Genomic DNA, 23,343 nt, shown 5'->3' with positions numbered 1-23,343 from the left:
ATGTGTCTCTCGATACCAGCTGAGGTCAAAAAAATTCTTCCCGATCACATGGCCATCGTATCTATCGATGGAGTCGGCAAGGAAATATCGACAGCACTCATCGAAGATCTCGCCGTAGGGGATTACGTCCTTATCCATGTCGGCCATGCCCTTACCAAAATCGATTCCGCAGAAGCCAGACGCACGCTGGAGCTGCTGCAGGAGCTGAGCGGTGAGCGACAGGAGCTGCAGTCATGAAGTATGCCGACGAATTTCGCAACAAGATCATCGCCGAGGGACTCGCGCGCGCGATTGCCGCGGAGACTGATCCGCAACGAACCTACCGCTTTATGGAGTTCTGCGGTGGACATACGCATGCTATCTCCCGTTATGGCTTGGAAGGCATGCTGCCGGATAACCTACGCATGATTCATGGCCCGGGTTGTCCGATCTGTGTTCTGCCTCCAGGACGAATCGATATGGCGATCATGCTTGCCGAGCGGGATGAGGTCATTCTCTGCGTCTATGGGGACTTGATGCGTGTGCCAGGCTCGCAAGGACAATCCTTGCTGCGTGCTAAGGCGCGGGGCGCGGACATTCGCATCGTCTATTCTACGACCGATGCGATCCGAATCGCCGAACAGACGCCCGACCGCAAAGCCGTCTTCTTTGCTATCGGATTTGAGGCCACGACACCCCCGACGGCCGTATCGATTCAGGATGCTGAGAAGAAACATCTTCAAAATTTCAGCGTGTTCTGCAATCACGTGCTGACGCCATCGGCGATGCACAACCTTCTTGAGAGCCCTGATATCCGCAATATCGGGCGGATCGAAATCGACGGCTTCGTCGGGCCGGGGCACGTCAGCACCATCATTGGCACAGAGGCTTACGAGTCCTTCGCGGAACAATTCGGCAAGCCCGTCGTGATCGCGGGATTTGAAGTGCTCGATGTGATGCAGGCGATCCTGATGCTGGTGCGGCAGGTGAACCAACGCCGTCACGAGGTGGAGAACCAGTACGGTCGTGCGGTGATGCGGGAAGGCAATCTGCTCGCCAAGAAAGCGGTGTCGGATGTATTCGAACTGCGTGATCAGTTCGAATGGCGAGGGCTCGGGTTAGTACCTTATGGCGGGCTGAAGCTGAAGCAGGCTTACGCTAATTTTGACGCCGAAGTGCATTTCGCTATGCGCGAACTACGCGTCGCCGATAATCCCGCGTGCGAGTGCGGCGCGATTCTACGTGGCGTGAAGAAGCCGGCCGACTGCAAGCTATTCGGAACCGTCTGCACGCCCGAAAGCCCGGTGGGATCCTGTATGGTCTCGGCGGAAGGCGCCTGCGCGGCGCATTGGAGTTATGGCCGCTTTCGCGGTCCTCAGTTGAGGCGGAGATCATGAGAGTGAAAACCTATCAGCGCAAGCTCGACATCAGGAACGGATGCGTCGATCTGTCCCACGGCTCCGGCGGGCGCGCCATGGCGCAGCTAATCTCTAGGCTGTTCCACGAAGCATTCGGCAATGAATGGCTCGCCCGCGGCAACGACCAGTCGGCCTTCGATGTTAGCGCCGGCAGGATGGTGATGACGACCGACGGCTATGTGGTTTCACCGTTGTTTTTTCCCGGCGGCAATATCGGCTCACTCGCAGTACACGGAACCGTCAACGATGTCGCGATGGCGGGCGCGCGGCCGCTCTATCTGTCGGCAAGTTTCATCATCGAGGAGGGGTTTCGCTTTTCGGATCTGAAGATGATCGCGGATTCGATGGGGGAGGCGGCACGCGCGGCCGGCGTGTACATCATCACCGGCGATACCAAAGTTGTCGAAAGCGGCAAAGCGGATGGTCTGTTCATCTGCACAAGTGGGGTCGGGGTTTTACCTGATGGGCTCGATCTCTCCGCCGAGAAGGCGAGGGTCGGCGACCGTGTGCTGGTGTCCGGTAGCCTCGGCGATCATGGTGTGGCGATCATGTCGCAGCGTCAGAATCTCGCTTTCGAGACTAACATCGTTTCGGACTCCGCAGCGCTGCATGATCTCGTGGCCGAAATGGTCGCGGCAGGCGGCGGCGGTATCCGTGCGATGCGCGATCCTACCCGTGGCGGTCTTGCTGCGACACTTAACGAAATTGCGCATCAATCGGGGCTCGGTTTTCGTCTGCAGGAAGAAGCCATTCCGGTGAAGCCAGGTGTGGCCGCCGCCTGCGAGCTTCTTGGGCTTGATCCGCTTCATGTCGCAAATGAGGGCAAACTCGTTGCTATCGTCGCGACCGATATGGCCGATGCCGTGCTTGCGGCGATGAAAGCGCATCCGCTCGGGTGCGATGCCGCGGACATCGGCCTTGCTGTGGCAGACGATCATCAGTTTGTACAGATATCGACCAGCTTTGGCGGAGGACGAATCCTCGATTGGCTGTCGGGCGAACAATTGCCTCGGATCTGCTGAGCGCGCAGGCAGCACTCTGCTTCTTCGCATTCCTTCGGAACGCGATGCAGCGTGCAGGTCGCTTAGGAATTACGACCGGCAGAGAGGGTACTAGCTGCGAGTTGTTGAGGCTGTGGTGCTCGATACGCCAACTAGATGCTTCGACCCTTCGTGGGTTCGTGCGAGTGCTTCCATGTTATCGACCCAGAGTCCCAGCAAACGGATCTGTATCCAAAACGTAAATGAATTCTATCAGAACAATCGATTTTACCGATCATATCGAGTGCTGGTAATCAAAGCGCGGGCCGACAGACAACTGAGAAATAGCAGATCATGGGAATTGATTGTCGAGTGCTGAAGGCTCTCCCGTCAGACCTGCGCGCTAGACGGCCCGGCATGTCTCAACACAGAAGCTGATGATGCACGGCAGCGAGCAGCTGGCGTGCATCGACTCCGAAATTCGTATGCCAGAATGCATGAGGTAGCCATGACTATGACAGTGTACGATTCTAGAAAACAAGGGCGAATAGAGCGCCTGAAACGAGGGTATTGGAGGAACGCTTTTTATGCACTCCCACTTCGATTTCTCGCCGTTCCTCTACAGACTCTCATCAATTTTTTCTTTTTAATCCAGGTTAAAACTGGCCCACATCCGAACTTCACTGGACCGCAGCCTCTAGAACCTGCTACGCATTCTCATCGCTGCAAGGCGCGTATCCAGCACCTCAAGCATTGCATCGAGCTGCAAGTCGAAGAGGTTATCAGACTGATCTGCGAAGGCAGAAACGCGCTTAAGGAGGCGCAAGCGCTCAGCGAATTTACAAGTGAGTTGATAGCGGCAAGACTTGGGTTCCCGGAGCGCGAGGAGCTATCGGACAGCGAGATCACAGGGGATGGAGTGGCGCGAGTCATAGGGCAACACGGCTGCGTATACGATTCAGAACAGCTCTCGGTTTTGGGAGCAATTTTTGATGAAGCAGTCGCTGGACTACCGGCAGATCTACGAACTCCTAAGAACCGAACAGACGTCGCCAAACTCATTTTTGGACGTGCAGCCATAAGTGAGATCGAACTCGGTCCACTCGTGAGATTTATAATCGCCATTGCCTCTGCCGTTTGATTAAGTATTGGCGCCTTCCGGGGGTATAGTTATAGCGAAAGTGAAATCATTTCGGCGTTTACGCCACCGTGCATACAACGGTATCAAGCGAAGGTACGAAGGCCAGTTACGAACTAATCTCAAGGCCGCTTTTGCAAGACATCAGCTGAAAACCGAATACCGCAAATCTCAGGGCTTGCCGACGCGCGAAGCCTTTTCGGCTGGCCGAGTTCAAGATCCTGCCGCCGAGGTCGCGCACGAGATCGCGGCAGCGGCACTTAGCGTGACGGGCGATTACGGCTATTACCGCGTTTCTTCCGCGGCGCCCGCGCAGTGGGGCCTTCGAATGTGATGCGGCGGACTGGATCTGCAAGTCGCTGGTCCGCTGCCGTTCAGCTGTTTTGCGAAGCGGAGAGTAGATCGATATCTATAGGGTGGGTCCCTGGTCGGCCCCTACTGCGATATGCTCACGGGCTAACCCGGGACGCGCGTTCGCGCTGTGCGTTATTCGCCGGGGGAGGCACCCAAGTACAACTTCGAGAATAATCTTTTTTTGCAGTCCTAAAGGAAGCTGAATCGCAAGGGCATTTCTGGGCCGAGCGTAACGTGCTTAAATCCCGGAACACGCGTGTTCCGTTATCGTTTTTCGATTGAGTTGGGGGAGATCGCCGAATGTTCGACTCCGAATCCACCGCACTTCTGCAGGCGGTTCTGAATGAAGTTTGCAAGGACGTTTCGCTTCATGAGGCCGGCGCCCGTACACACGTCGCCTCCAAAGTACTGGAAGTCGCCACTGGAGGAAAGACGTGCGTCGATGCCCTCAAACAGGTTGGCAGGACGGCATTGATCAGCACTCCGACCATGTGGCGTTAGCGGTAAGCTTCTGGCCCTTCCTTAGTTTCCGCGGAAACTTTGCTGCGCATTCTTGCGTTCAGCGTCGGGCGTTCTCGATCTCCCGCGCAGTAGCGCTAACTCCTCTCCGATCTCTTTGATCTCGCGTGAGGCCATTCTTAGCGTAGAAGAAGTGGCGAGGCATGCGACTGAAGGGCTCTCCCGCTCGCGTGTTTGGCGTGGCGCTTGGCGGAATGACGCCGAATCCTGTCGCGCGGCGGGGGGACAAGTCGGGCTCTGGCACGATTAGGTCACTGCGAAACGCATTTCGCCGCCTCCGCCCAGCTTGGATATGCGACCTTTTTGGACCCTTCATGCAGCAGCTGCCCATGTTCCAGCCGACTCATGCCTCGGCAGGAATACCGGCGCGCTGGCGCGAAAGCGCTATCCGAGATCCGAGCTCGGGTAGTACTACCCAAGCCACCTTTCTAAATTCCGACGGCATGGATACGTTTACGTATCATTTTTTATAAAAACGAGCTGACTACGATTCTTCTCGGCCTGAGGCGATGATCTGTTTACGTATCGTATAAACGAACAATGATCTGAGTACATATCATGACCTCCGCCCCTGATCCGCTGCTCAAGGAGCTCGGTCTGCACTTTCGAAAAGCACGCCTAGCCGCCGGACTGTCCCAGGAGCAGATCGCCCATCGGGCGAACATTAGCAGACCCCGCTATCGCGACATTGAAACAGGCACCGCCGCCGCCCGTGCAACCACACTCGTTAACGTCGCCCGCGCCCTCGGCATGGAAATGATGTTGATCCCGCAGGCGATGGTGCCCGCCATTCAGTCGATGCTGCAACCCGCTGCCGAGGATGATGATCGTCCCGCGTTCACGTCAGACGCCCAAGAGGAGGAAGGATCATGAATCGCGCTGTCCTCGCAGCTGAACGTATTCAATCCCTTGATATCTCATTGAATGGCCTTGCCATCGGCACCCTCGTCCGAACGCCGGGTGACTATAACGCATTCAACCTTTCGCCCGCTTACCGGACCCTGAATAACCCGCCGATCTTCAGTCTATCACTTCGCTCAGCGGATGGCAGCCTCCGCAGGGATCCCAAACCGATCCGCGGCGCGCTGCCGCCGTTCTTTGCGAACCTGCTGCCCGAAGAGAAGCTGCGCGAGGCGATGGAAAAGCACCACGCGGCGTCGGTAAGACCTGGAAACGACTTCGATCTTTTGGCCGCGCTAGGGACCAACCTGCCGGGGGGCCGTACGCGCTGTACCAACTGACGACATCCACGTTCCAGCCAACCCAGAGGCCGAGGGTAAGAAGGCGCGCTTTTCGCTCGCCGGCGTCCAAATGAAGCTCTCCGTTATGAAAAATACCAGAAAGGAAGGGGGGATCTCGCTCGCCGTCGACGATGAGCAAGGGCAGTATATCGCGAAATTTCCCTCCCTCACGCATATCGGGCTCTCGGAAAACGAATTCGCCATTCTAGCCTTGGCAGAGGCGTTGGGGATGGAAGTGCCGGCACGTGAACTTGTCGACAAGACAGAGTTCGCCGGCATTCCGGAAGAATTCAAGACCACGTCCATGGGCAAGGTGCTGCTTGTCCGCCGCTTTGACCGCATTGCTGACGGCGTGCGCGTGCATATGGAGGATTTCGCGCAGGTCTTCGGCCGCTATCCGTCCGAGAAATACACCGGCGCGGCGTATCACAATATCGCCGCCGCGCTGACCAGCGGCGTCTCCTTCGATTCAGCAATCGAGTTTGTTCGGCGTCTCGCACTTACCGCGATCACCGGAAATGGCGATATGCATCTCAAGAATTGGTCGCTGCTCTATCCTGGAGACGGTCGGACACCAACGCTGTCGCCAGTCTACGATGTGCTTTCAACAATTCCCTACATCCCGAAAGACGGGCTGGCCCTTAGCCTCGCCGGCGAAAAGTCGTTCAAGGCGTTAACTCCAGAACGCTGGCGCAATTTCGCAAACCGCAGCCGTCTTCCGGAAGGGGCCGTTCTGACAGCCGTCGCCGAGACGGCGGCGACCGTGCGTGAAAAGTGGTCGATTCTTCCAGAACGCGATGTCGTGCCCGAGCAAGTCCTCAAGCGAATCGATGCACATGTCGAAGAAATGGCAGCCATCCTTGATACTTAGGCTAAGCAGGCCTTGCAAGCGTATCACCTGATCCCACCAGAGCATGAGCGCAAGCTGCTACGTGTGCGAAAACTGCACGAGGTAAGCCTATGCTAGTCCTGCCAGCGCACGTCATTCGCGCGAAAGCTGTTGGAGGCTGGAATTCCCCCTCTCGGCTTTCCCAGCAAGGGCGAGCGATAGGCCGAGATTGTTGCGCAACATCTGATTGCCAGGGGCCGCTGCGAGAGCCTCCCGATATAACGCTTGTGCCTCGTCATGACGCCCCTCGGCGTCGAGGACCACCCCTTTTGCGTTCAGGGCACGCAAATCACCAGGAACTATAAGCAAGATCTTGTCGGCTACCTCAAGTGCCTCACCCGCGCGTTTCTGTGCCAGAAGGGCCTGCGCAAGCGAGATTGCCGCATCTACATTGTCTGGCTTTTGCTTCAGAGCCTCGCGCAAACTTTCCTCGTCAGCAGCCCGGAGGAGTGCGTGCGCAAGGCGCTCGCGCATAGCAGGATCGATGTCCTTGGCGCCCAGCAACTCTCGCCGCGGCGTCTCTTGTACTGAGATGGCTTGGTGATCCAAGCTGGCGCAACCTCCAACCACAAGAATGGCGAATAAAGCGAGGAGAGTTAACCCCGAGGTCAGATGGAACGCATACAATCGAGCAGCGAATGTTGTTGCAGGTGAATTCATGCCGTCCATCTCACGATCGACTGCTGTGCTCTGTTAGCCGGCTGCGGCAAGCAGGTTGCGTTGTTCTCCTGCCGGAGGTTTTTCCTTGGGGCCTGTAAGCTTGAGCGACCCCACCGGCTGGACCGTGAAATCGGAGGCGAGATCCTGATAGGACAGAACAGGAAGATCGATCCCGTTGCGGGTGAGAAACCCGCGGACAAAGCGCCGGATATCTAGCGAACTCAGGATGACGGGCTGGCTCTGACCTGGTGGGATGCCTGAATGAATCTGACGCAGTTGCGACAGCAATATCTCGCTATGCCGGTCCTCCAGCACGAGGTACGGCCCGACGGCGGTCTCTCGCACCGCACTGCGAATCACATCCTCAGTTTCACGTTCGATGATGAAGGCGGGCAGAACACGGTGAGCGTTGGCATAGCGATAGCAGATTTGCCGTCTTAGGCCGGAGCGGACATGTTCGGTGAGCAGGACAGCGTTTTGCTCGCGTTCGCTCCATTCGGCGAACGCTTCCAAGACCAGTCGGGTGTTACGAATCGGGATGCCCTCGTCGAGAAGGCGACGCAGGACATCGGCGATCCGGGGAACTGGAGTCGTGCGTAGCACTTCCTTCACCAGATCAGCATATTCCTGCTCCATCCGGGCGAGCAATTGTCGCGTCTCTTGAATGCCCACCAAGCGCTGCGCATAGCGCGTCAGTACGGAACTGACGCGCAGGGCGATGATTTCGCTCGGACGGTGATGCCCGATGCCGGCCGCTTTGAGAGCCGGTGCATGGCTCAGTTCGATCCAGATCCGGTTGGTGTTTGGATCCTGCCGATACGGTATGCCGCTCAATTCAATGTTCGCTCGGTCGTCGGTGAGCGCGAGCTGCGTCGGGTCGACGCGATCCCGTTCAACCGGTACCCCTTCCACATCAAGCCTGAACTCGGACTGGGCCAAAAGTTGATCGACCTGGACTGGAATGCGGGGAATCGTGATGCCAAGATCGGCTGCGACCAGTGCCGAAATGCGAGCGATGTGCTGCTCAACTTCCTCTCTGTCAATCGCATTTACCAGGTTCGGTGCAAAGAATAGCGCGACCGGAAGCGCCTCCGCAGGTATGGTTTGCTTTTGAGCTTGCGCTGGATTTGGGATCGGAGCACTGACGTTGGTGCCCGCCTTGGAGCCCGTGTTCGCGCCTTGCACACCGCCTTTGACATAGCTTGCCCCGGCAAAAAGTGCGGCCAGCATCAGAAACGGGGGCAAGGGGAAACCAGGTATAAGCCCCATGAGAAGTAAGACACCGGCTGCCAGCCGCAATGCCTGGGTACTGGCCGTGAGTTGATTGATGATATCGCCACCAAGCTTGAGCTTGGAGGACCCATTTACACGTGTGACGATGGTTGCGGCCGTAACCGACAGCAGGAGCGCCGGAATCTGAGAAATCAACGCATCGCCGATGGTGAGCAGCGTATATTGATGCAACGCCTCATCGACGGACATGCCCTTGGAGAGCAGTCCGATGCTGATTCCTCCTAGCATGTTGATGCAGATGACTATGAGTCCGGCAATGGCATCGCCTTTCACGAACTTCATAGCGCCATCCATCGCACCATGAAGTTGGCTTTCTCGCTCCAGTGAGGCTCGCCGGCTGCGTGCTTCGTGCTGATCGATATGACCGTTGCGTAGTTCCGCGTCGATAGCCATCTGCTTGCCCGGCAGAGCGTCAAGAGTGAATCGTGCCGAGACTTCAGCAACGCGCTCGGCGCCCTTCGCGAGAACCATGAACTGCACCATGGTCACGATCAGAAATATAACTACGCCGACTGCGATGTTCCCTGAGATCACGAACTCACCGAACGTGTGAATGATGCTGCCGGCGTCTGCTTCAGCGAGGATCAGCCGCGTTGTCGCGATGGTCAGCGCCAGACGAAAGACGGTAGAGATCAGGATGACACCGGGCAAGGACGAGAAATCCAGTGGCGTACTGAGATAGAGTGCAACCATCAGCAACAATACGGCAAAACCCAGATTGAAGCCGATTAGCATATCGATCATGACGATAGGGATCGGCATGATCATCATTCCGATTGCCAGAATCAACATGAACGCGACCATGAAATCCGGGTGGAATGGCGCGCGCACGATAAGCTTACGAAGAAGGTTTGCCATGGAGACCCTTCTTACTGTTGTTGCGTTAGGGCTGTCCTGCCACGCATGGACACATAGTATTGGAAGACTGCCCGCGCCTCGTCCATACGGCCGGCCCGTCGTAGTGCGTGACTGCGCAGAAGCGTCAAAGGCAGACGCGAAGAGGGGTCGTCATCAAGGGTGTCGAGTCTATCTAGCACCGTAAGTGCTTCATTGCCAAAGCCGGCCGAGATGAGAGCATAGGTGAGGATGCGAAGCAGGTCGACGTCTTGCGAATCGTCATGGGCAATGAGCCGCAACAGAGCGAGAGCTCGTGCGCTCTGTCCACACGCAAGGTGGACGAAGGATATTGCGCAGACCAAATCGCGCTCCTGCCCGGAGATTGGCAAGACATCGCCCGTTTTGGAGAGATCGGCGGGCGGGGGTGGACTGGCGAACTGCGCTCCGCCCGGGTCGACCATGCTAGCCCTTGATCAAACTGTTTTGGTTCTGCCGGAGCAGGATGAGCCGCCGGAGCTCCTGCCGCAGGGCGTCGATCCCCTCACGCGCCACCGGATCCTCCGGTCCGGCCCATAGCCTATCGGCCAAGCGCTCCAGAAGAACACCATGTTTCTCTGCTCGCAGCACGTCCGGATCACGCAGGCGTGGTGTCACGAAGGAGAGCAGGCCGGTTGCGAGATTGCGGCCATAAAATGAAGCGAGTGCCGCGCGGGGGTCGATCTCGGCTATTCGAACGCGCCCCTCGTTGAGACTGACACGCGAGACGGCATCGACATCGTTGACCTCAAGTGCGGCTTCGATTGGCAGATCAGGCGTCTCGGTATCAGGCCAAATCGACCCGTACCACTTCTCGCGACCGCCATCAGTGCCATCGATTTCTAAATTGTGGACTTGAGGGAGGGCCGGCTTGTTCGTTGGCTCATGGTCGTGGGTGTTGAGCCTTTGCGAAGAGGTGCCAACTCCGACAGGATGCTGGGGCAGCTTGGTCATGACGTTCTCCTTTCATGCGGCGCTGGAGCTCTAATAGGGGAGAGCAGCAAGCCGCCCATTCCGACTGAGCAGTACGCGTCTCGCCTCGATTCGATCGACCGTCCATCCATCATTCAACAGCGCGCCCACGAAGTACTTTTGGCCACCAATAAGAAGATAGGGGTCGGCTCCGCGCCACACCGCCTGGACAGCAATTGAGGAGGGCAGCTTATCCTCCTTCACAATCACACCGTTTACGAGTGTCAGCGACCCTTTCGTATGCTGATCGAACCATTGCTGAACCTCCTGCCATCTACTGACTAACGCAGGTGTAACGGTGCCCTCGGCGCTGACCACACCTGGCCCAGGACTGATTTTGATAGTGAGAATTCCCGCTTTATTAAGCTCCTCTTGCAGCAGTTCGGCAGCTGCATGGAGGGGGCGATCATCAGGACCGTTGAGCGTCAACTTGGGTGGAAGTACGGCGCTAGGAAGCGCATCGGGGCTCAGTGCACCGATACTCCCGCCAAAGGTGAAGCTGATTGCAAGCGTCGCGATCCCGACAGAGCTCAACAAGACTAAGGCGACTGCCCTTATCGAGACACGCCACAGGCCGATTGATCCCTTGGCCGAATCCTGTGTGCAGCGAATGGACATTGTGCCCGCATGAACAACGGCAGGAAGGGAAATAACGACCCGCTTGCCTACGGCAATATCCCCGTTTCCCTCTATGCTAACTCCGGCTGCAAGGACCTCGATCTCCATCGAATCGTGCAAGGGGGTGAGGCGGAAGTGATTGGGTTCGAGCCCCTGCTCGACGAAGACGATATCGGCATCGAGGCTGCTTCCGATAAGGCTCGTTCCGACGGGCGCTTCACCGGTCAGCCCAGAATACTGCCCTGATAGCACTTCGAAATGAACGGAGGCTGGTTCATTCACGGAGATTCTCCTGAGCAACGAGAGAAGCCGTACGGCATTGCCGTACGGCTGGCTCCGAGTTCGTCGGTCTTTAGAGAGCGTCCAGCACGCCAAAAGAGCGGCCGTGAGCCCTCTCTTGCAGCGCTAACTAACGCGCTCGTCGGCAACCTTCTTTTCGGACGAGAGCTCGGTCGTAATTCTGCGCATCACGATGCTGTTGGCCTGAGCTTCTTTGCTGACACGCTCCAGCTCGGCGAGCTGCGCTGCGAAATCGCCAGCCCCTATAGCACCGGTTTGCGGATTCGCCGCGCCTTCAGGTCCAGCGGGGGAACCGCCAATGGGAAAAACCATTTCGAGTCACCTTTCAGTTTGGAAGTTACTGCTACTGATCACCTGCCTCACGCCTAACCAGCTGGCGCGACGACGGCAGGAAATGAAATCATGACATGCGCGCCTGGTGCGCCATTCGAGAGCGACAACTCGCCATTGCCGTGTTTGCATTGCGGGTTGCTGCCTGCAGCAGGGCCATTGTCCTTGGCGACGTTGTCAGAATCAGCCTTCTCATGTTGCAATTTGTGAATAACCGTCTCGAAGGCGTGGTCGAGCACCCCACCGGCAGCGGCACCAATCGCCGCTCCCGGTGGTCCACCTAGCCATCCACCAGCCGCGCTTCCGATCATTTCTCCAATCATCGCATTCTCCTGTGTTCATCTGCTAGGCTCAATAGACGACTCGTCGCCTAGAGGTCAGCGCTCTCATCATAGGAGGATTACCTTTCGAGAAGCTGACGAGTCTCACAAACGCCGCGGGTGAGTCGAGGTGACCCCGATTGTTCTCTCGCGGAGAATGTGTCGGTACTCCGTACTCTCCGTCCATTTTTGACCAATTTTGGCGCGCGCGACACCGCAGGTGTTGCAGTGCAAAGGTCAAGTGCTGCGAGTGGTTGCTGGAGCGCTCCGCCAGCTGTCAGCCCAAACGAACATGCCTCCGAGCAGCTTGGCTGCAAGCTCGATTGCCTAGTGCGTCGTAACGCCGTCCCAACTGTCGTTGAGATTTCGCCGCCGCGGCGTATGTCAATATTTGTCGGTCAAAATACGCAAGCGGACGGTGTAGCGCCTATTAGCCATCGAGCAATCAAGCGGATAGACGAGGGTGTGGCGTTCGTGTGCAAGTGCCCGGCGTGATCAGGATTAATCGGGCAGGTCTCATCGCAACATTCGAGCGAAACTACTCTCGAAGAGGTGTTTGTTCCGAATAGGCCGGCCAAGGCACCTAAAGACCGCCTCGAGCATTCACGCAAGAGGCTCGGCCGATTTTCCGAGGCCCATCATGAGGAGCGGTTCGTCGCGATAGCATGCTCCCAACATTCACGCCACATACGTAAGCTGATGTGCTGGTGGGCGATTATCCTATCGTCAGCTTTTCGACAGGTACTCCGGATACACTTCCTGCGACTGGGATACGCTCGACGTGAGAGGCCCGAATTGCCATGGGCCAAGGGGTAAGAGAAGTGGTCCGCCGATCAAGGCTGTTGTCACATGCAACAAGCCTGCTGCTCGTCGTGACATGGGATTGGCTTTAAGGGCCTCGGCGCAACGTGCCCAGTTGATTGTGCAGGTGGTCCTCGCAGTCTGTCGCTTCCCATCAATGCAATAGGAGTGAATGAAAATGCCGTATCTTCCCGTGGTGGACGGTTTCAATCAGACGGTCGGGCCAGTGCCTGAACGCGCGCCCGCCGTTCCAATGTTCAACGTGGTATTAGGGCAGTACGCTGGGGCGCCCGGCGTCCCGGTAGGGCCCTACCAGTACCTGCCAGTAAATAGTCCGGCCGTCGTCGCTCCCGCCGTACTCAGTCCGGCCTACGTTGCTCCGACCCTTCTCGCCCCGCCGCCGCCTCCCCAGTTCGCGTCTGTCGCCCAGAAACAGAGCTCGTCGTCCTCAATTGATCCGGTGTGGACACATGAGGTCCATGATGGCAAGGCCACGATCAATCTCGGCGATAAGTATACAATCACGGCGGACGAGAAGGACGGCACCTGGACTGTCCGCGAGAACCAGACCGGCCATGTCACGAAGATCCACGGCGATCCTCATGTCGATGCTAATGGAGACGGCAAGGACGACTTCGATTTCAAGAAAGGAATGACCCTGCAACTCGACGATGGCACGAAGATCACCGTCGATACGGCCGATTACGGCAACGGCAAGAGCATTTCGTCGAAGCTCACCATCACGAATGGCAGCAACGCCATGGTTGTCGAGGGACTCGGTGACGACAAGGATGGTGCCAACAATCTGAAGGTGACGCAGTCCAACGCTGGTCTCGCTCTCGATGAGCTGACACCCGATGGTTCACAAACGATCTATGAGCAAGGTCAGGGTTGGGTCGACGGCGCCGGGCGCGAGGTGGACCAGGCGAGTATCGATGCTGGTGAAGAGGGGCGCGCGCCGGGCAACGGCTCGCAGTCCCAGTACACTCCTCCGCCGCTCGCTACTCCATCGTACTACTACTACTACACTCCAGTTTTCGTTCCTCCTCCCCCGCCTGCGTCGATGACCCCAGTTGCGGTGAACCAGAGCCCGCCACCGAAAACCAATCCGGTCTGGTCGCATGAGGTCCACGACGGCGAGGCAACGATAAACCTTGGCGATAAGTATACAATCACGGCGGACGAGAAGGACGGCACCTGGGCTGCCCGCAACAATGAAACCGGTCATGTCACGAAGATCCATGGCGATCCTCATGTCGATGCTAATGGAGACGGCAAGGACGATTTTGATTTCAAAAAAGGCATGACCCTGCAACTCGATGATGGCACGAAGATCACTGTGGATACGGTCGACTACGGCAAGGGCAAAACCATTTCGTCCAAGCTCACCATCACGAATGGCGACAACGCCATGGTTGTCGAGGGGCTCGGTGACAAGAAGGACGGTGCGAACAATCTGAAGGTGACGCAGTCGAATGCTGGCCGAACCCTCGATCAGCTGACGTCGGATGGTGCACAGACGATATATGAGCAAGGTCAAGGGTGGGTCGATAGATCCGGATCACAGGTCAACCAGGCGAGCATTGACGTCAATGAGCGGGCCGCCGCATGAGGCCGACCTGAGCACGGTTCACAAGAACGGGAGCGGGTGCTGTCGCCCGCTTTCCCATGCTCCTCAACGAGCGCCTCGCTTGAGGGTATCCGTGCATTATGGGCGCTCTCATGTTTTCGATGATTTGGCTGTCTATCTCTGCCGGTCTGCAACGAAGGCACAACTGGATGAGTGGGGGCGTCTCCACAGCGAGAGCTGGTCCAACTTCAAATCGAGTTGCACTAGACTTCTGCCAGAAGTTCCGTTGTAAAGTCGATTGACAAGAGGGACGCGTTTTCGCGGCCGGTGGGCCGTGGCGGCGAACACCACGCGGCACGAACGCGCGATCCATGGTGTTACGGTCAAGAGAGGATGGGAAGACCCTGTTCGGTCTCTACCCGTATAAGACACCCAAGTTTGTAAATGCGCGATTGCGTGAAGCGAGGCGAATTCGGTCATATGTGAGCCAGACTGGGCTACCGAGATACGGCTGACCGGAGTGGCCCGGGAGGGTGTCAGAAAGAATGTGTAAGCAGGTTTCTGTGAGTTTACCTTACCGAGGAGACTCACATGGCGATCGACACGACGATTACACCTGAACTACTGGATCAACTGCTTGCTAACTATGAGAAGCCTGAAGATCTCACAGGTGCGGACGGGCTTTTCAAGCAGCTGAAGAAGGCGCTGATTGAACGGGCGCTTGGTGCGGAGCTGAGCGATCATCTTGGCTACGAGAAGGGGGACCCGGCCGGCCGCGGCAGCGGCAACAGCCGTAACGGGACCAGCGCGAAGACAATCCTGACCGAGGACGGCGAGATCGACATAGCCGTGCCACGCGACCGGGCCGGCAGCTTTGAGCCGCTATTGATCGCCAAGGGCCAGACCCGTTTCGACGGCTTCGACGACAAAATCCTGAGCCTCTACGCGCGCGGCATGACGGTGCGCGAGATCCAGGGGCATCTATCCGAACTTTATGGGGCCGAGGTCTCGCCGGATTTGATCAGCCGGGTGACCGACGCGGTTCTCGACGAAGTCCGGGAATGGCAAACCCGTCCGCTCGACCCGGTCTATCCGGTGGTGTTTTTCGACGCGCTGCGGGTCAAGATTCGCGATGAAGGCATGGTCAAGAACAAGGCCGTCTATGTCGCGCTGGCGCTCAATCCGGACGGCGAGAAGGAGGTTCTGGGCCTGTGGATCGAGCAGACCGAAGGCGCCAAATTCTGGCTCAAGGTCATCAACGACCTGAAGACGCGCGGCGTCAACGATATCCTGATCGCGGTGGTCGATGGACTCAAGGGCTTTCCCGAGGCAATCGCCTCGGTCTATCCGCAGACCGTGGTACAGACCTGCATCGTGGGGTCGTTGAAGAAGCCCGTATCTTCGATTGACTCGCGTTCTTGCAAGATGACAGTCGCGCCGTTGGGAGGCCTCAGGTCGAGGCGATCCTTAAACGGCCGATCGTTAGCGTGAGGAGCGAACACGAGCAAAATGGCTAAAGCGGCTGCGGCCAACCGCTTCAGATTGATAGCAGCGGCGGTCAGGAAAGCCTGGATACGCATGTTGTCTCTGCCACGGCGTATGGCGCGACGGAGACCGTGCCAAGTCTTGGCTTCGCCATGGACGCCCTCGACCCGCCAACGATGACGCCGATAGAGATGGCGTTCATGCTCCCCCCATCTGAGCCTCTTGCGCAGCGCTCTCAGTAACGACGGGTGGTTGACATTGAACACGACCACACGAGCGTGGCGGGAGGGGCTCACGCAATGCGGCCGCAGGGAACAGGCCGAACAGTCTTTGCCACTCGCATGGAAGTGTTGGAAAGAGTCCCGTTGCAGCTTGCCTTTGGGCCGCAGGATCTTGCCGGTTGGACAGCGCACCAGGTTGTGCTTGGCATCGAGCCTAAAGCGCCGCGTCGGTATGACCTTGCTAGGTTGCCGTTCGGCCTTGGCTGGTACAACGGCATCGATCTGGCGGTCCTCCAACGCCCGAAAAACCTTAGCATAGGCGTAGCCTGCATCCATGGTCGCCGTCTTAATAGCGACACCGGTTGTCAAGGCGATGGCATCGAGCTGAGCTTCTAGGGCCATGCCTTCGTTCTGTTCGCCGGTCGTCACCTCGACGTCGACAACGACGCCCTTCAGATCATCGACAGCCGTATGTTGTTTATAGGAGAGTTCGAGATGACGGTTACGACCGTTCGTCGCCATAGTCGCATCGGGGTCGGTCGTGCAGATCTTTTTGTATTTGCCGCTCTGACGGTCTTCCCATCCGAACTCGGATGGATTCGCCGCATCTACGTCGGCAACATGGCGTACGGCCAAAGCGTCCCAGCTCACATTCGCACGGATGCCGCGCGGCAATTTGGGTGGAAGCGCTCCCCACCCAGATTGTCGCGCTATACACGGATCAGCGATGCATCGATATGGATGATCTCGCCGGCCACAATCTTGGCTGCTATGCACGCCGTCACGGTGCGTTTGAAGATGTTGCGAAAGCGCTCGGCACCCCAGCGCTGGCGAATGCGCGTCAGCGACGAGTGGTCGGGTAGCACCTCGTGCAAACCGTAGCCGACGAACCAACGGATCGCGAGATTGACCTGCGCCTCGCGTAGCAGCCGTCGATCATGGATGATTCCCAGCAGAAAGCCGGCAACCATGAGCCGAACAGCCACTTCGGGGTCGATCCCCCGGGCGTCCGATATCTGTGCAGTAGAGATCGGTGACATCGTCACGTAGCCACGAGAGGTCCAACACGCGATCGACACGAGCGAGGATGTGGTCGTCTGGAACGAGCTGTCGCAACGAACCAGTGATGAACAGCTCCAGCTGATCGCGCTCTTTCCGGCCGAGCATCCTGCCCACCTCGCGAATCAAAGAGAACCGGCGGGACCAGTGAATCAACGTCTGCAGACTTCTTCAACAACCCCATCGTGCACCTGATCCGCAACAGCCTGGCGTTTGTAGCCTGGAAGGATCGCAAGGCGATCCTGCCTGCCATCAAGGCAATCTACCGGGCCGAGAATGCCGACATGGCGCTGGTCCGGCTCGAGGAGTTCGAGGACGAATGGGGCAAGCGCTATCCGGCGATCGGCCAGGCTTGGCGCCGCGCCTGGGAACAGGTCGTGCCGTTCTTCGCGTTCGCTCCTGGCGTCCGCAAGATGATCTACACCACCAACGCGGTCGAGGCGCTGCACCGTAGCTTGCGCAAGATCATCAAGACCCGCGGCAGCTTTCCCAACGACGACGCGGCGTTGAAGCTGCTTTATCTCGCCATCAAGAACGCCGGATTGAGGTGGCGGCGAGGCGTCGAGTGGACTGCCGCCATGGGTCAGTTCGCCATTCAGTTCGGCTCGCGTTTTCCGGGATCAGCGCGATGACCAAAGTGTCGATCAGCCGTCTCATCCGGCGGCACGAGTTTGGCCGATCAGCAAGCTCTGTAAAGGCGGACCTGCGGCCCCCGCCTGCGGCGGCTGCGGCCTTGACAGAGCTTGCTGCCCGGCCATTGTTAGCCACCATCAGATCGATGGCAATGTCCGGCTGATGCAAGAAACGACTGCGATTCAACCTTCACAGAGGCCTCTTACACAAAATATCTGACATTCCCTGGCCCGGAGGAGCGACAAGAACCGTAAGGACCCTCTTAATCTGAACGACCACGCACCATTGAGCTACGGATTCTCCAGCTGCGGACAAGCGCCCTCCTTCCTCTCGTCTCACCGTTGTTGGATATGCCGTTTTCCGCTCGTTGTTCCCGACTCAATGACCCGATTCAAACATCCTCTTCTGTGTCGTCCATGACAGAGTCTAGATCGGCCTGCGCATCGTTCAAAATTCGCATTGCGATCATGCCAAGCGCCGTTTCGAAAGCTTTGCGCTGTTGCGCGACCTGCGAGTTGGCGTCATCGGCCCCCTCGGTTCCGTCAAAATTCGCCCCGTTATTGCTTCCCGTTGCTCCGATATCGGGTGCACCTGCGTTCATGTTCGTAACCGGCCTGTAGATAATCCACTCTTCTCATGCTAGCAACGTTAGCTTTCGAGAAGCTGACGAGGCTCAGAGCGCTTGATGATGGGCCATTGGAGACCGCCTCGATGCTTCCGTCAGGTGCGGCGTCGGTGGTCTGCAGAAGAAAAGCTAAATGCTGGTCGAGAAGAGTGTGCAGGCGGGCAAGGCGGTCTCGGTGGACGCTAGTAGGGCGCCACCGAAAAGCCTGTTTGATCAGAATAGCTCCTGCAGGACGGCAGCTCTCGGCAGTGGCCGCCAAGAGGGAGCGTCGGCCTGGGCTGAGGCGCTCGGAAGATGCTGAAGCGCGGAACCCGCCTGATAGCTGGAAGGAGCGAGCTCCCGGCCGCCGCGTCCGCCGCCTCAATCAAAGGGAGGCTCGCGCGATCCGCGCCGAAGGCTAAGCATGGAAACGGCGCGCGTCGATATACACAGACTACCCGCACATCGAAACGAACGATTGGAAAAAGGTCTACGCTCAGGTCGAGGCCGCGATCAAAATTGCAAGCTTTTCAGCTGCAAAGTCCGAAAGCTTGCATCGGTGGCACGGAAGATGAAAGCCAAGTATCACGGAAGCGGTGCCGTTTCACTCCAAAGCGGTTTTCCAGGTCAGAGCGGCTCCTTGTCTTCGACCATCACCAGCTTTTCTTCAGCAGACGACCGGCGCCGCACCCTCCGGAGGAAACCAATACGGTCGCCATTAGCTCCTTGTGACACTCGTCAGCTTCGATAGCGAGCCTTACAGAATCAGGCTTGGTTCGTTCTCGCTGAAACCTCCGCCGCCCATACCCTGGAGCGTAACTCCACAGACTTGCGCAGGGCCTGTATCGTCAAGAGGAGAGCAGTGTCGACCCATTATTGCCGATCCATCACGAGGTACGGCATCGGGGCTCTTGTCGACTCGGACTGGAAACACTCCCGACGGGCCTCGGACGTCTTGATCGACATACTTGATAAGATAGGGCTTCTGCCGACCCACTTCGTCCCAATCACACGTTTCTCACTCAACGTGAGCCCTACACGGCCGAGCTGGGGCCGGGCCTCGCGACGTTCGTTCAACTATCACTCCCATGTTGGGCACATGGATGAAGCCTGGCCATCCGCGGACCGCCCAATGCATATTCTCATCGGAGGTGTCCCTATAGGGCCGGCAAGCAACCGGCAGAGGACCGCGCGTTCGTCTCTATCCTCATAGCTGAACAACTCGGTACGGCCCATAAGAAATCATGTACCGTCTCCTCAGGCGGGCAGACGATGATGGCTCGGCTTCATTCATGAATCGACTAAATAGATCATGATCCGCTTAAGTCGAGGCGTTGGACCCTGGGGACCAGGGCGACCCGACTCCGTCGATTGGGTTGAAATCCATACAGCTCTCCTCTCCTTTTGAGAATATAGCCTCTTAATCCGCCGAGCGGACATCTAGATTCGGCACCAGCTCAGCCGTAGGCGGCAGGAGAGTTAGCTTTCGAGGAGCTGACGAGCGTCAGAAGGATTACAATTAGCCGAATTGTCGCCGGAAGCTGCCGCGCATTTTCAGTGTCATCTCTCGCCTTGCCCCGGCTCGCGCACGACGCTGTCCCGTTGCGGCACGTCGGAAGAATAGGAGCCTTCCGGTCGTCCATCACGAATGACCGTGGCCGAGGAGCCACGAAACAACTTCAGTACCGATTCCCGCGGCTGCTTCTCGGCGGTGGTGTGTGGCCGCGCCTGCGCCTCCGCCACCAGGCCGTTGAGCGTTTGGTCCACGAGCGCGATGAAGCGTGGTGGACCAGAAACAAGGACGAGGCCATCTCCCGGTGCCGGTCTCACAACATAGCGCTCGTCGGAGATGTTGAGCGCGTCGAGGGCCGCTTTGAATGCATCGAAGCTGATCGGCTTCAACAAAAGCAGACGACTTTGCGCCTCGTTTGCAGCAGATACATACAGCACGAGCCCGTCGTAGTACCATTGAAGATTGTAGAGACTGGTCAAACGGTCGAGGAACTCGCGCGGTGGCAGATCTGGCATGCGCCCGCGAATCCGGCCCTTCACCTCGGTGCTGACGTTCACCCTGATATTGAGGTTGTTGCCGAATTCCAGCAGTGCGGCCGACAGGTCCTGATCCAGAACCGTGTAGCTATAAGGTGCCGAAGGCAGCGCGAGCGGAGCACCAAACGCCGTGACGATCCCGGTTGAAAGGAAAACTCCTGCGCCCGCAACTCGGTTTAAAATCTTCACGATCGTGCGTCGGCTTAGCATTCCCAAGTCCCTTCGGCCTGAGCACAACTATTAACACTTCGCCCCAAATTGGAAGCCAAAACGTGATCTTTAAAAGGGCTTATGGCTCTCGTGTTCGTCAGCTTGCGGTCAGCTCGCCTCTCTACGGTGTGGACCGATCAATTCAATTCTTAACGACGGCGTGTCTCATCGGCGCCAAACCAATGACAGCTTCGATCATGCTAGGCGCTACAAAGATCTCTCTGAACCCTGCCGAAGGTCTGTCCGGGCTGTACCAGCCAGCGGCCATCGGCGAGCAGAGCCAGTTTCAGCAAACTCTTCTGCATGTCGCTTCGACATTAGACGCTGCCTCCTCAGTCGCAGATAGGGCAGCGTCCGTTCCTGCGGTGTCGGAGGTTCAGCGTGCAACGGTGCAGGCGATCCCGCCTGGCGAGCGCGTGCTCCAGGCGCTCTCTTCGATGCATCGGAGCAATCCCGTTCCTTCGGCAACGGGCGGTGGTGTGGCCGCTATTTCGAAGACCGCTCAACCTAGGCCGGCCGCTCAGCCGCTTTCGCGGTCGCAGCTAGTCGGGACGAGCCCCGCGGGCAAGCCGGAAGGGGTGCTCGACTTCGACACGCTGGTTGCGAGTCTGCAGGACGTTTACAAAGGTGTCGTCGAGGTTTCGCTCGTATCGAAGAGTACCAGCGCCGTCAGCTCATCTTTGAACAAATTGCTATCGGCCGGCTGAGTTCGTTGATGACTGGTTCTATCTACGGACAAAGCGGCCATGCCCGCCTATCAGGTCAGTGGTTGTGTGTTATTGCCGTGCTGCCGCTTCTCCTCCTCCTGATTGGCTGCAAGGCCGATCTTTACACGAAAGTGCAGGAGCGCGAGGCCAATGAGATGCTCGCGCTCCTGCTTAGCAGGGGCGTCGATGCGATCCGTGTTACTGCCAAGGACGGGACAAGCACGATCCAAGTCGAGGAGAGGCAGCTAGCCTTTTCGATCGAGCTGCTAAATCTGGAAGGGCTGCCCCGCCCGCCTTTCAAGAACCTAGGCGAGGTGTTCAAAGGATCGGGCCTGGTTGCTTCGCCGACTGAGGAGCGGGCCCGCTACGTTTACGCCCTGAGCGAAGAATTGTCGCGCACGATTAGCGATATCGATGGCGTCATATCTGCGCGTGTCCACGTCGTTTTGCCGAAAAATGATCTTTTGCGCAAGGACACAACGCCGTCCTCAGCGTCGGTGTTCATTCGACATAACTCCAACGCAAAGCTCTCGGTCCTGCTACCGCAGATCAAGCTGCTGGTCGCCAACAGCATCGAGGGTCTGTCCTATGACAAGGTGTCGGTGGTCTTTGTACCGGTTGAGCGGGCTCCGCTTGAACAGCCGGTCCCGCCAGCCGCGTCCGCTCAGTCGACCAAATCCACTTCAGCCCCGCTACTTGCGGCCGGTATCGGTGTGGCCGGCGCGGCGCTGGGCCTTCTATGTTACTTATTCCTGGGCTCTCGTATGCGTCAGCACGCCCAGCCGTCGCACGCGCTAGCCAGGCTGGGCATCCGTTCGAACACGTCCGCTATCCAAGCTCCCGGTAAAAAGATAGCCTCCGAGAAGGCATAGGGGTGTGCAAATGCCCATATCGCTACCATCCGTCAAATCTCATACTTGGTCCGAATCCTCCTTTGAGGGCCTGCGCGAGCTTGCTGCCTCGACCCATCTGACCCGATTTGCTGCTTATCTTGACGCGCGGTTGTCCGCTCAGACTTTGGTCCGGCTACAGAAGAGCCCGAGGCTGCAGGTAAGACTAGCCGAAATGCTGCTCGGTAATGAAATGGACTCCGACAGCAGTAACTGGGGAAACGATCTTCTGCTCGGCCATGATCCGAGTAGGGCTGCTTTGCTTGCCGGCAGTATCTGGCATGCTCGCTCGCTCCTAAAGCTCGTTTCAAAGCAACATCTCGCAATTCTGCTCGGACGCATCGGGGCAGAAGCGCACGCTTTCGGTATCCGGAATTTGGCGAGCGCGGTCGCAATCACCGCTACTGCTGATCCGGAGCAACTTTCGCAAAAGATTGAACACGATGGCCATGCTTGCCTGGGTGCCTGGCTCGACGAAGCCCCGGCACTTGACCGCGCGCGCGTGCTGCTACGCTTGCCCATGGGCACTGCTGCCGAGAATCCAGCGGCCGAACACCGCAATGCCGCGAGGCCATTGCTTTCCCTGATAATAGCCCATCTGTCCAGGGAGGCGCCACGGCATGACGGCTGATGACCCAGCGCTGCCGGTGGCCCCCCAGATGCGTCCGCTCGGGCCAGTCATACCGGCTGCCGAGCTCGGGATCTGGTGCGATGCCGTAGAAGCGCGCGCGGCTGCCGAGCGGCATCTGCAACGCGTTCGCCGCTGGGGACGAACAGCTTATGAGCGGGAGCGAGCGCGCGGCCGTGCGGATGGCTTCAAGAGCGGCGCCGAGGAAATGTCTCGGCTGATTGCGCAGGCCGCTTCCGAAATCGCGCAGCGAAAAGCCATTCTGGAACAGGAGTTGCCGCACCTCGTCATGGAGATCGTGAGCGATCTGCTGGGCGCATTTGATCCTGGCGATATGTTGGTGTGGACCGTTCGTCATGCGGTCGAGCAAAAATATGGTAGCGCGGAAGTGTGCCTTCACGTCTCTCCTCTGAAAGCCGATGCGCTGGCGCGCGAGTTCGCCGCCTGCGATGGACAGGAGGGCCGGCCGAAGGTGCGGATTGATCCGGATCCGGCTCTAACGACGGAGCAGTGCGTGTTGTGGAGCGAATTTGGCAATGTCGACCTTGGAGTTGCCGCGCAGCTCCGGGCTCTGCGCCTTGGCCTGGGTTTGCCTTAGAAAG

At 58.0% G+C, this 23,343-nt stretch carries 19 protein-coding genes and 4 pseudogenes; 14 read left to right on the top strand and 9 right to left on the bottom strand.

Annotation, left to right across the window (positions count from 1 at the left end; all coding sequences use genetic code 11):
- The 7 genes and pseudogenes from QA643_RS27625 (at position 1) to QA643_RS27595 (ending at position 6,500) form a co-directional block, all read left to right on the top strand.
- Positions 1 to 237: a HypC/HybG/HupF family hydrogenase formation chaperone gene (locus QA643_RS27625; RefSeq protein WP_283028893.1), complete on the top strand. Its 237-nt coding sequence runs from the start codon at positions 1 to 3 to the stop codon at positions 235 to 237.
- Positions 234 to 1,376, top strand: a complete 1,143-nt coding sequence (gene hypD / locus QA643_RS27620; protein WP_283028892.1) for a hydrogenase formation protein HypD — start codon at positions 234 to 236, stop codon at positions 1,374 to 1,376. Before QA643_RS27625 ends, hypD begins: the two co-directional genes overlap by 4 nt.
- Positions 1,373 to 2,419 carry a hydrogenase expression/formation protein HypE gene (hypE, locus tag QA643_RS27615; RefSeq protein ID WP_283034950.1) on the top strand — a complete coding sequence of 349 codons (1,047 nt, stop codon included), beginning with the start codon at positions 1,373 to 1,375 and terminating at the stop codon, positions 2,417 to 2,419. Before hypD ends, hypE begins: the two co-directional genes overlap by 4 nt.
- A 466-nt stretch (positions 2,420 to 2,885) precedes the next feature.
- Entirely contained in the window at positions 2,886 to 3,518 is a 633-nt protein-coding gene (locus QA643_RS27610) for a hypothetical protein (protein ID WP_283028891.1), read from the top strand.
- A gap of 651 nt (positions 3,519 to 4,169) precedes the next feature.
- A complete protein-coding gene (locus tag QA643_RS27605; protein ID WP_283028890.1) occupies positions 4,170 to 4,370 on the top strand; it encodes a hypothetical protein in 201 nt (66 codons plus the stop codon).
- Between the two features lie 576 nt (positions 4,371 to 4,946).
- Positions 4,947 to 5,261 (top strand): helix-turn-helix transcriptional regulator, encoded by a 315-nt coding sequence (locus QA643_RS27600; protein ID WP_283028889.1) that lies wholly within the window; start codon positions 4,947 to 4,949, stop codon positions 5,259 to 5,261.
- Positions 5,258 to 6,500 (top strand): annotated as a pseudogene (locus QA643_RS27595) (HipA domain-containing protein). Before QA643_RS27600 ends, QA643_RS27595 begins: the two are co-directional and overlap by 4 nt.
- Before the next feature lie 111 nt (positions 6,501 to 6,611).
- Here the strand turns inward: QA643_RS27595 and QA643_RS27590 are convergent.
- The 6 genes from QA643_RS27590 to QA643_RS27565 all read right to left on the bottom strand — a co-directional run bounded on the left by QA643_RS27590 (position 6,612) and on the right by QA643_RS27565 (position 11,887).
- A complete protein-coding gene (locus QA643_RS27590) occupies positions 6,612 to 7,178 on the bottom strand; it encodes a tetratricopeptide repeat protein (RefSeq protein ID WP_283028888.1) in 567 nt (188 codons plus the stop codon).
- Between the two features lie 33 nt (positions 7,179 to 7,211).
- On the bottom strand, positions 7,212 to 9,329 hold the full coding sequence (gene sctV / locus QA643_RS27585; RefSeq protein ID WP_283028887.1) for a type III secretion system export apparatus subunit SctV: 2,118 nt from the start codon (positions 9,327 to 9,329) through the stop codon (positions 7,212 to 7,214).
- 441 nt (positions 9,330 to 9,770) lie between these two features.
- On the bottom strand, positions 9,771 to 10,298 hold the full coding sequence (locus QA643_RS27580) for a hypothetical protein (protein WP_283028886.1): 528 nt from the start codon (positions 10,296 to 10,298) through the stop codon (positions 9,771 to 9,773).
- 30 nt (positions 10,299 to 10,328) lie between these two features.
- Complete coding sequence (locus QA643_RS27575) at positions 10,329 to 11,216, bottom strand: hypothetical protein (protein ID WP_283028885.1); 888 nt, start codon at positions 11,214 to 11,216, stop codon at positions 10,329 to 10,331.
- Positions 11,217 to 11,339: 123 nt separating this feature from the next.
- Positions 11,340 to 11,546, bottom strand: a complete 207-nt coding sequence (locus tag QA643_RS27570) for a hypothetical protein (RefSeq protein ID WP_283028884.1) — start codon at positions 11,544 to 11,546, stop codon at positions 11,340 to 11,342.
- A gap of 53 nt (positions 11,547 to 11,599) precedes the next feature.
- Positions 11,600 to 11,887, bottom strand: a complete 288-nt coding sequence (locus tag QA643_RS27565) for a hypothetical protein (protein WP_283028883.1) — start codon at positions 11,885 to 11,887, stop codon at positions 11,600 to 11,602.
- A 976-nt stretch (positions 11,888 to 12,863) separates the two neighbouring features.
- Between QA643_RS27565 and QA643_RS27560 the strand changes: the two genes are divergently transcribed.
- Positions 12,864 to 14,297 (top strand): DUF1521 domain-containing protein, encoded by a 1,434-nt coding sequence (locus QA643_RS27560; RefSeq protein WP_283028882.1) that lies wholly within the window; start codon positions 12,864 to 12,866, stop codon positions 14,295 to 14,297.
- Between the two features lie 549 nt (positions 14,298 to 14,846).
- A pseudogene (locus QA643_RS27555) lies at positions 14,847 to 15,632 on the top strand (IS256 family transposase); the annotation flags it as partial.
- A gap of 143 nt (positions 15,633 to 15,775) precedes the next feature.
- On the opposite strand, the pseudogene QA643_RS27550 reads toward QA643_RS27555, so the two are convergent.
- A pseudogene (locus QA643_RS27550) lies at positions 15,776 to 17,128 on the bottom strand (IS1182 family transposase); the annotation flags it as partial.
- A gap of 74 nt (positions 17,129 to 17,202) precedes the next feature.
- Here QA643_RS27550 and QA643_RS27545 point away from each other — a divergent pair.
- A pseudogene (locus QA643_RS27545) lies at positions 17,203 to 17,556 on the top strand (transposase); the annotation flags it as partial.
- Between the two features lie 488 nt (positions 17,557 to 18,044).
- On the opposite strand, the gene QA643_RS27540 reads toward QA643_RS27545, so the two are convergent.
- A complete protein-coding gene (locus tag QA643_RS27540; RefSeq protein ID WP_283028881.1) occupies positions 18,045 to 18,254 on the bottom strand; it encodes a hypothetical protein in 210 nt (69 codons plus the stop codon).
- Positions 18,255 to 19,817: 1,563 nt separating this feature from the next.
- Positions 19,818 to 20,516 carry a secretin N-terminal domain-containing protein gene (locus QA643_RS27535; RefSeq protein ID WP_283028880.1) on the bottom strand — a complete coding sequence of 233 codons (699 nt, stop codon included), beginning with the start codon at positions 20,514 to 20,516 and terminating at the stop codon, positions 19,818 to 19,820.
- A 182-nt stretch (positions 20,517 to 20,698) separates the two neighbouring features.
- Here QA643_RS27535 and QA643_RS27530 point away from each other — a divergent pair, with 182 nt between their 5' ends.
- From QA643_RS27530 to sctL, 4 genes are all read left to right on the top strand, one after another.
- The gene (locus QA643_RS27530) at positions 20,699 to 21,223 is read left to right on the top strand and encodes a nodulation protein NolB (protein WP_283028879.1); all 525 of its coding nucleotides are present in this window, start codon (positions 20,699 to 20,701) and stop codon (positions 21,221 to 21,223) included.
- A gap of 8 nt (positions 21,224 to 21,231) precedes the next feature.
- Positions 21,232 to 22,095, top strand: a complete 864-nt coding sequence (gene sctJ, locus QA643_RS27525) for a type III secretion inner membrane ring lipoprotein SctJ (RefSeq protein WP_283028878.1) — start codon at positions 21,232 to 21,234, stop codon at positions 22,093 to 22,095.
- A 193-nt stretch (positions 22,096 to 22,288) separates the two neighbouring features.
- The gene (locus tag QA643_RS27520) at positions 22,289 to 22,744 is read left to right on the top strand and encodes a nodulation protein NolU (protein ID WP_349253232.1); all 456 of its coding nucleotides are present in this window, start codon (positions 22,289 to 22,291) and stop codon (positions 22,742 to 22,744) included.
- Positions 22,734 to 23,339, top strand: coding sequence for a type III secretion system stator protein SctL (gene sctL, locus QA643_RS27515; protein ID WP_283028876.1), 606 nt, complete (start codon positions 22,734 to 22,736; stop codon positions 23,337 to 23,339). The genes QA643_RS27520 and sctL overlap by 11 nt, the downstream gene beginning before the upstream one ends.
- The last annotated feature ends 4 nt before the right edge of the window (positions 23,340 to 23,343 follow it).

This window comes from Bradyrhizobium sp. CB3481 (assembly GCF_029714305.1).
Classification (GTDB): Bacteria; Pseudomonadota; Alphaproteobacteria; order Rhizobiales; family Xanthobacteraceae; genus Bradyrhizobium.
Note: the sequence above shows the minus strand (reverse complement) of the source record. Positions and strands in the feature narration are given on the sequence as shown.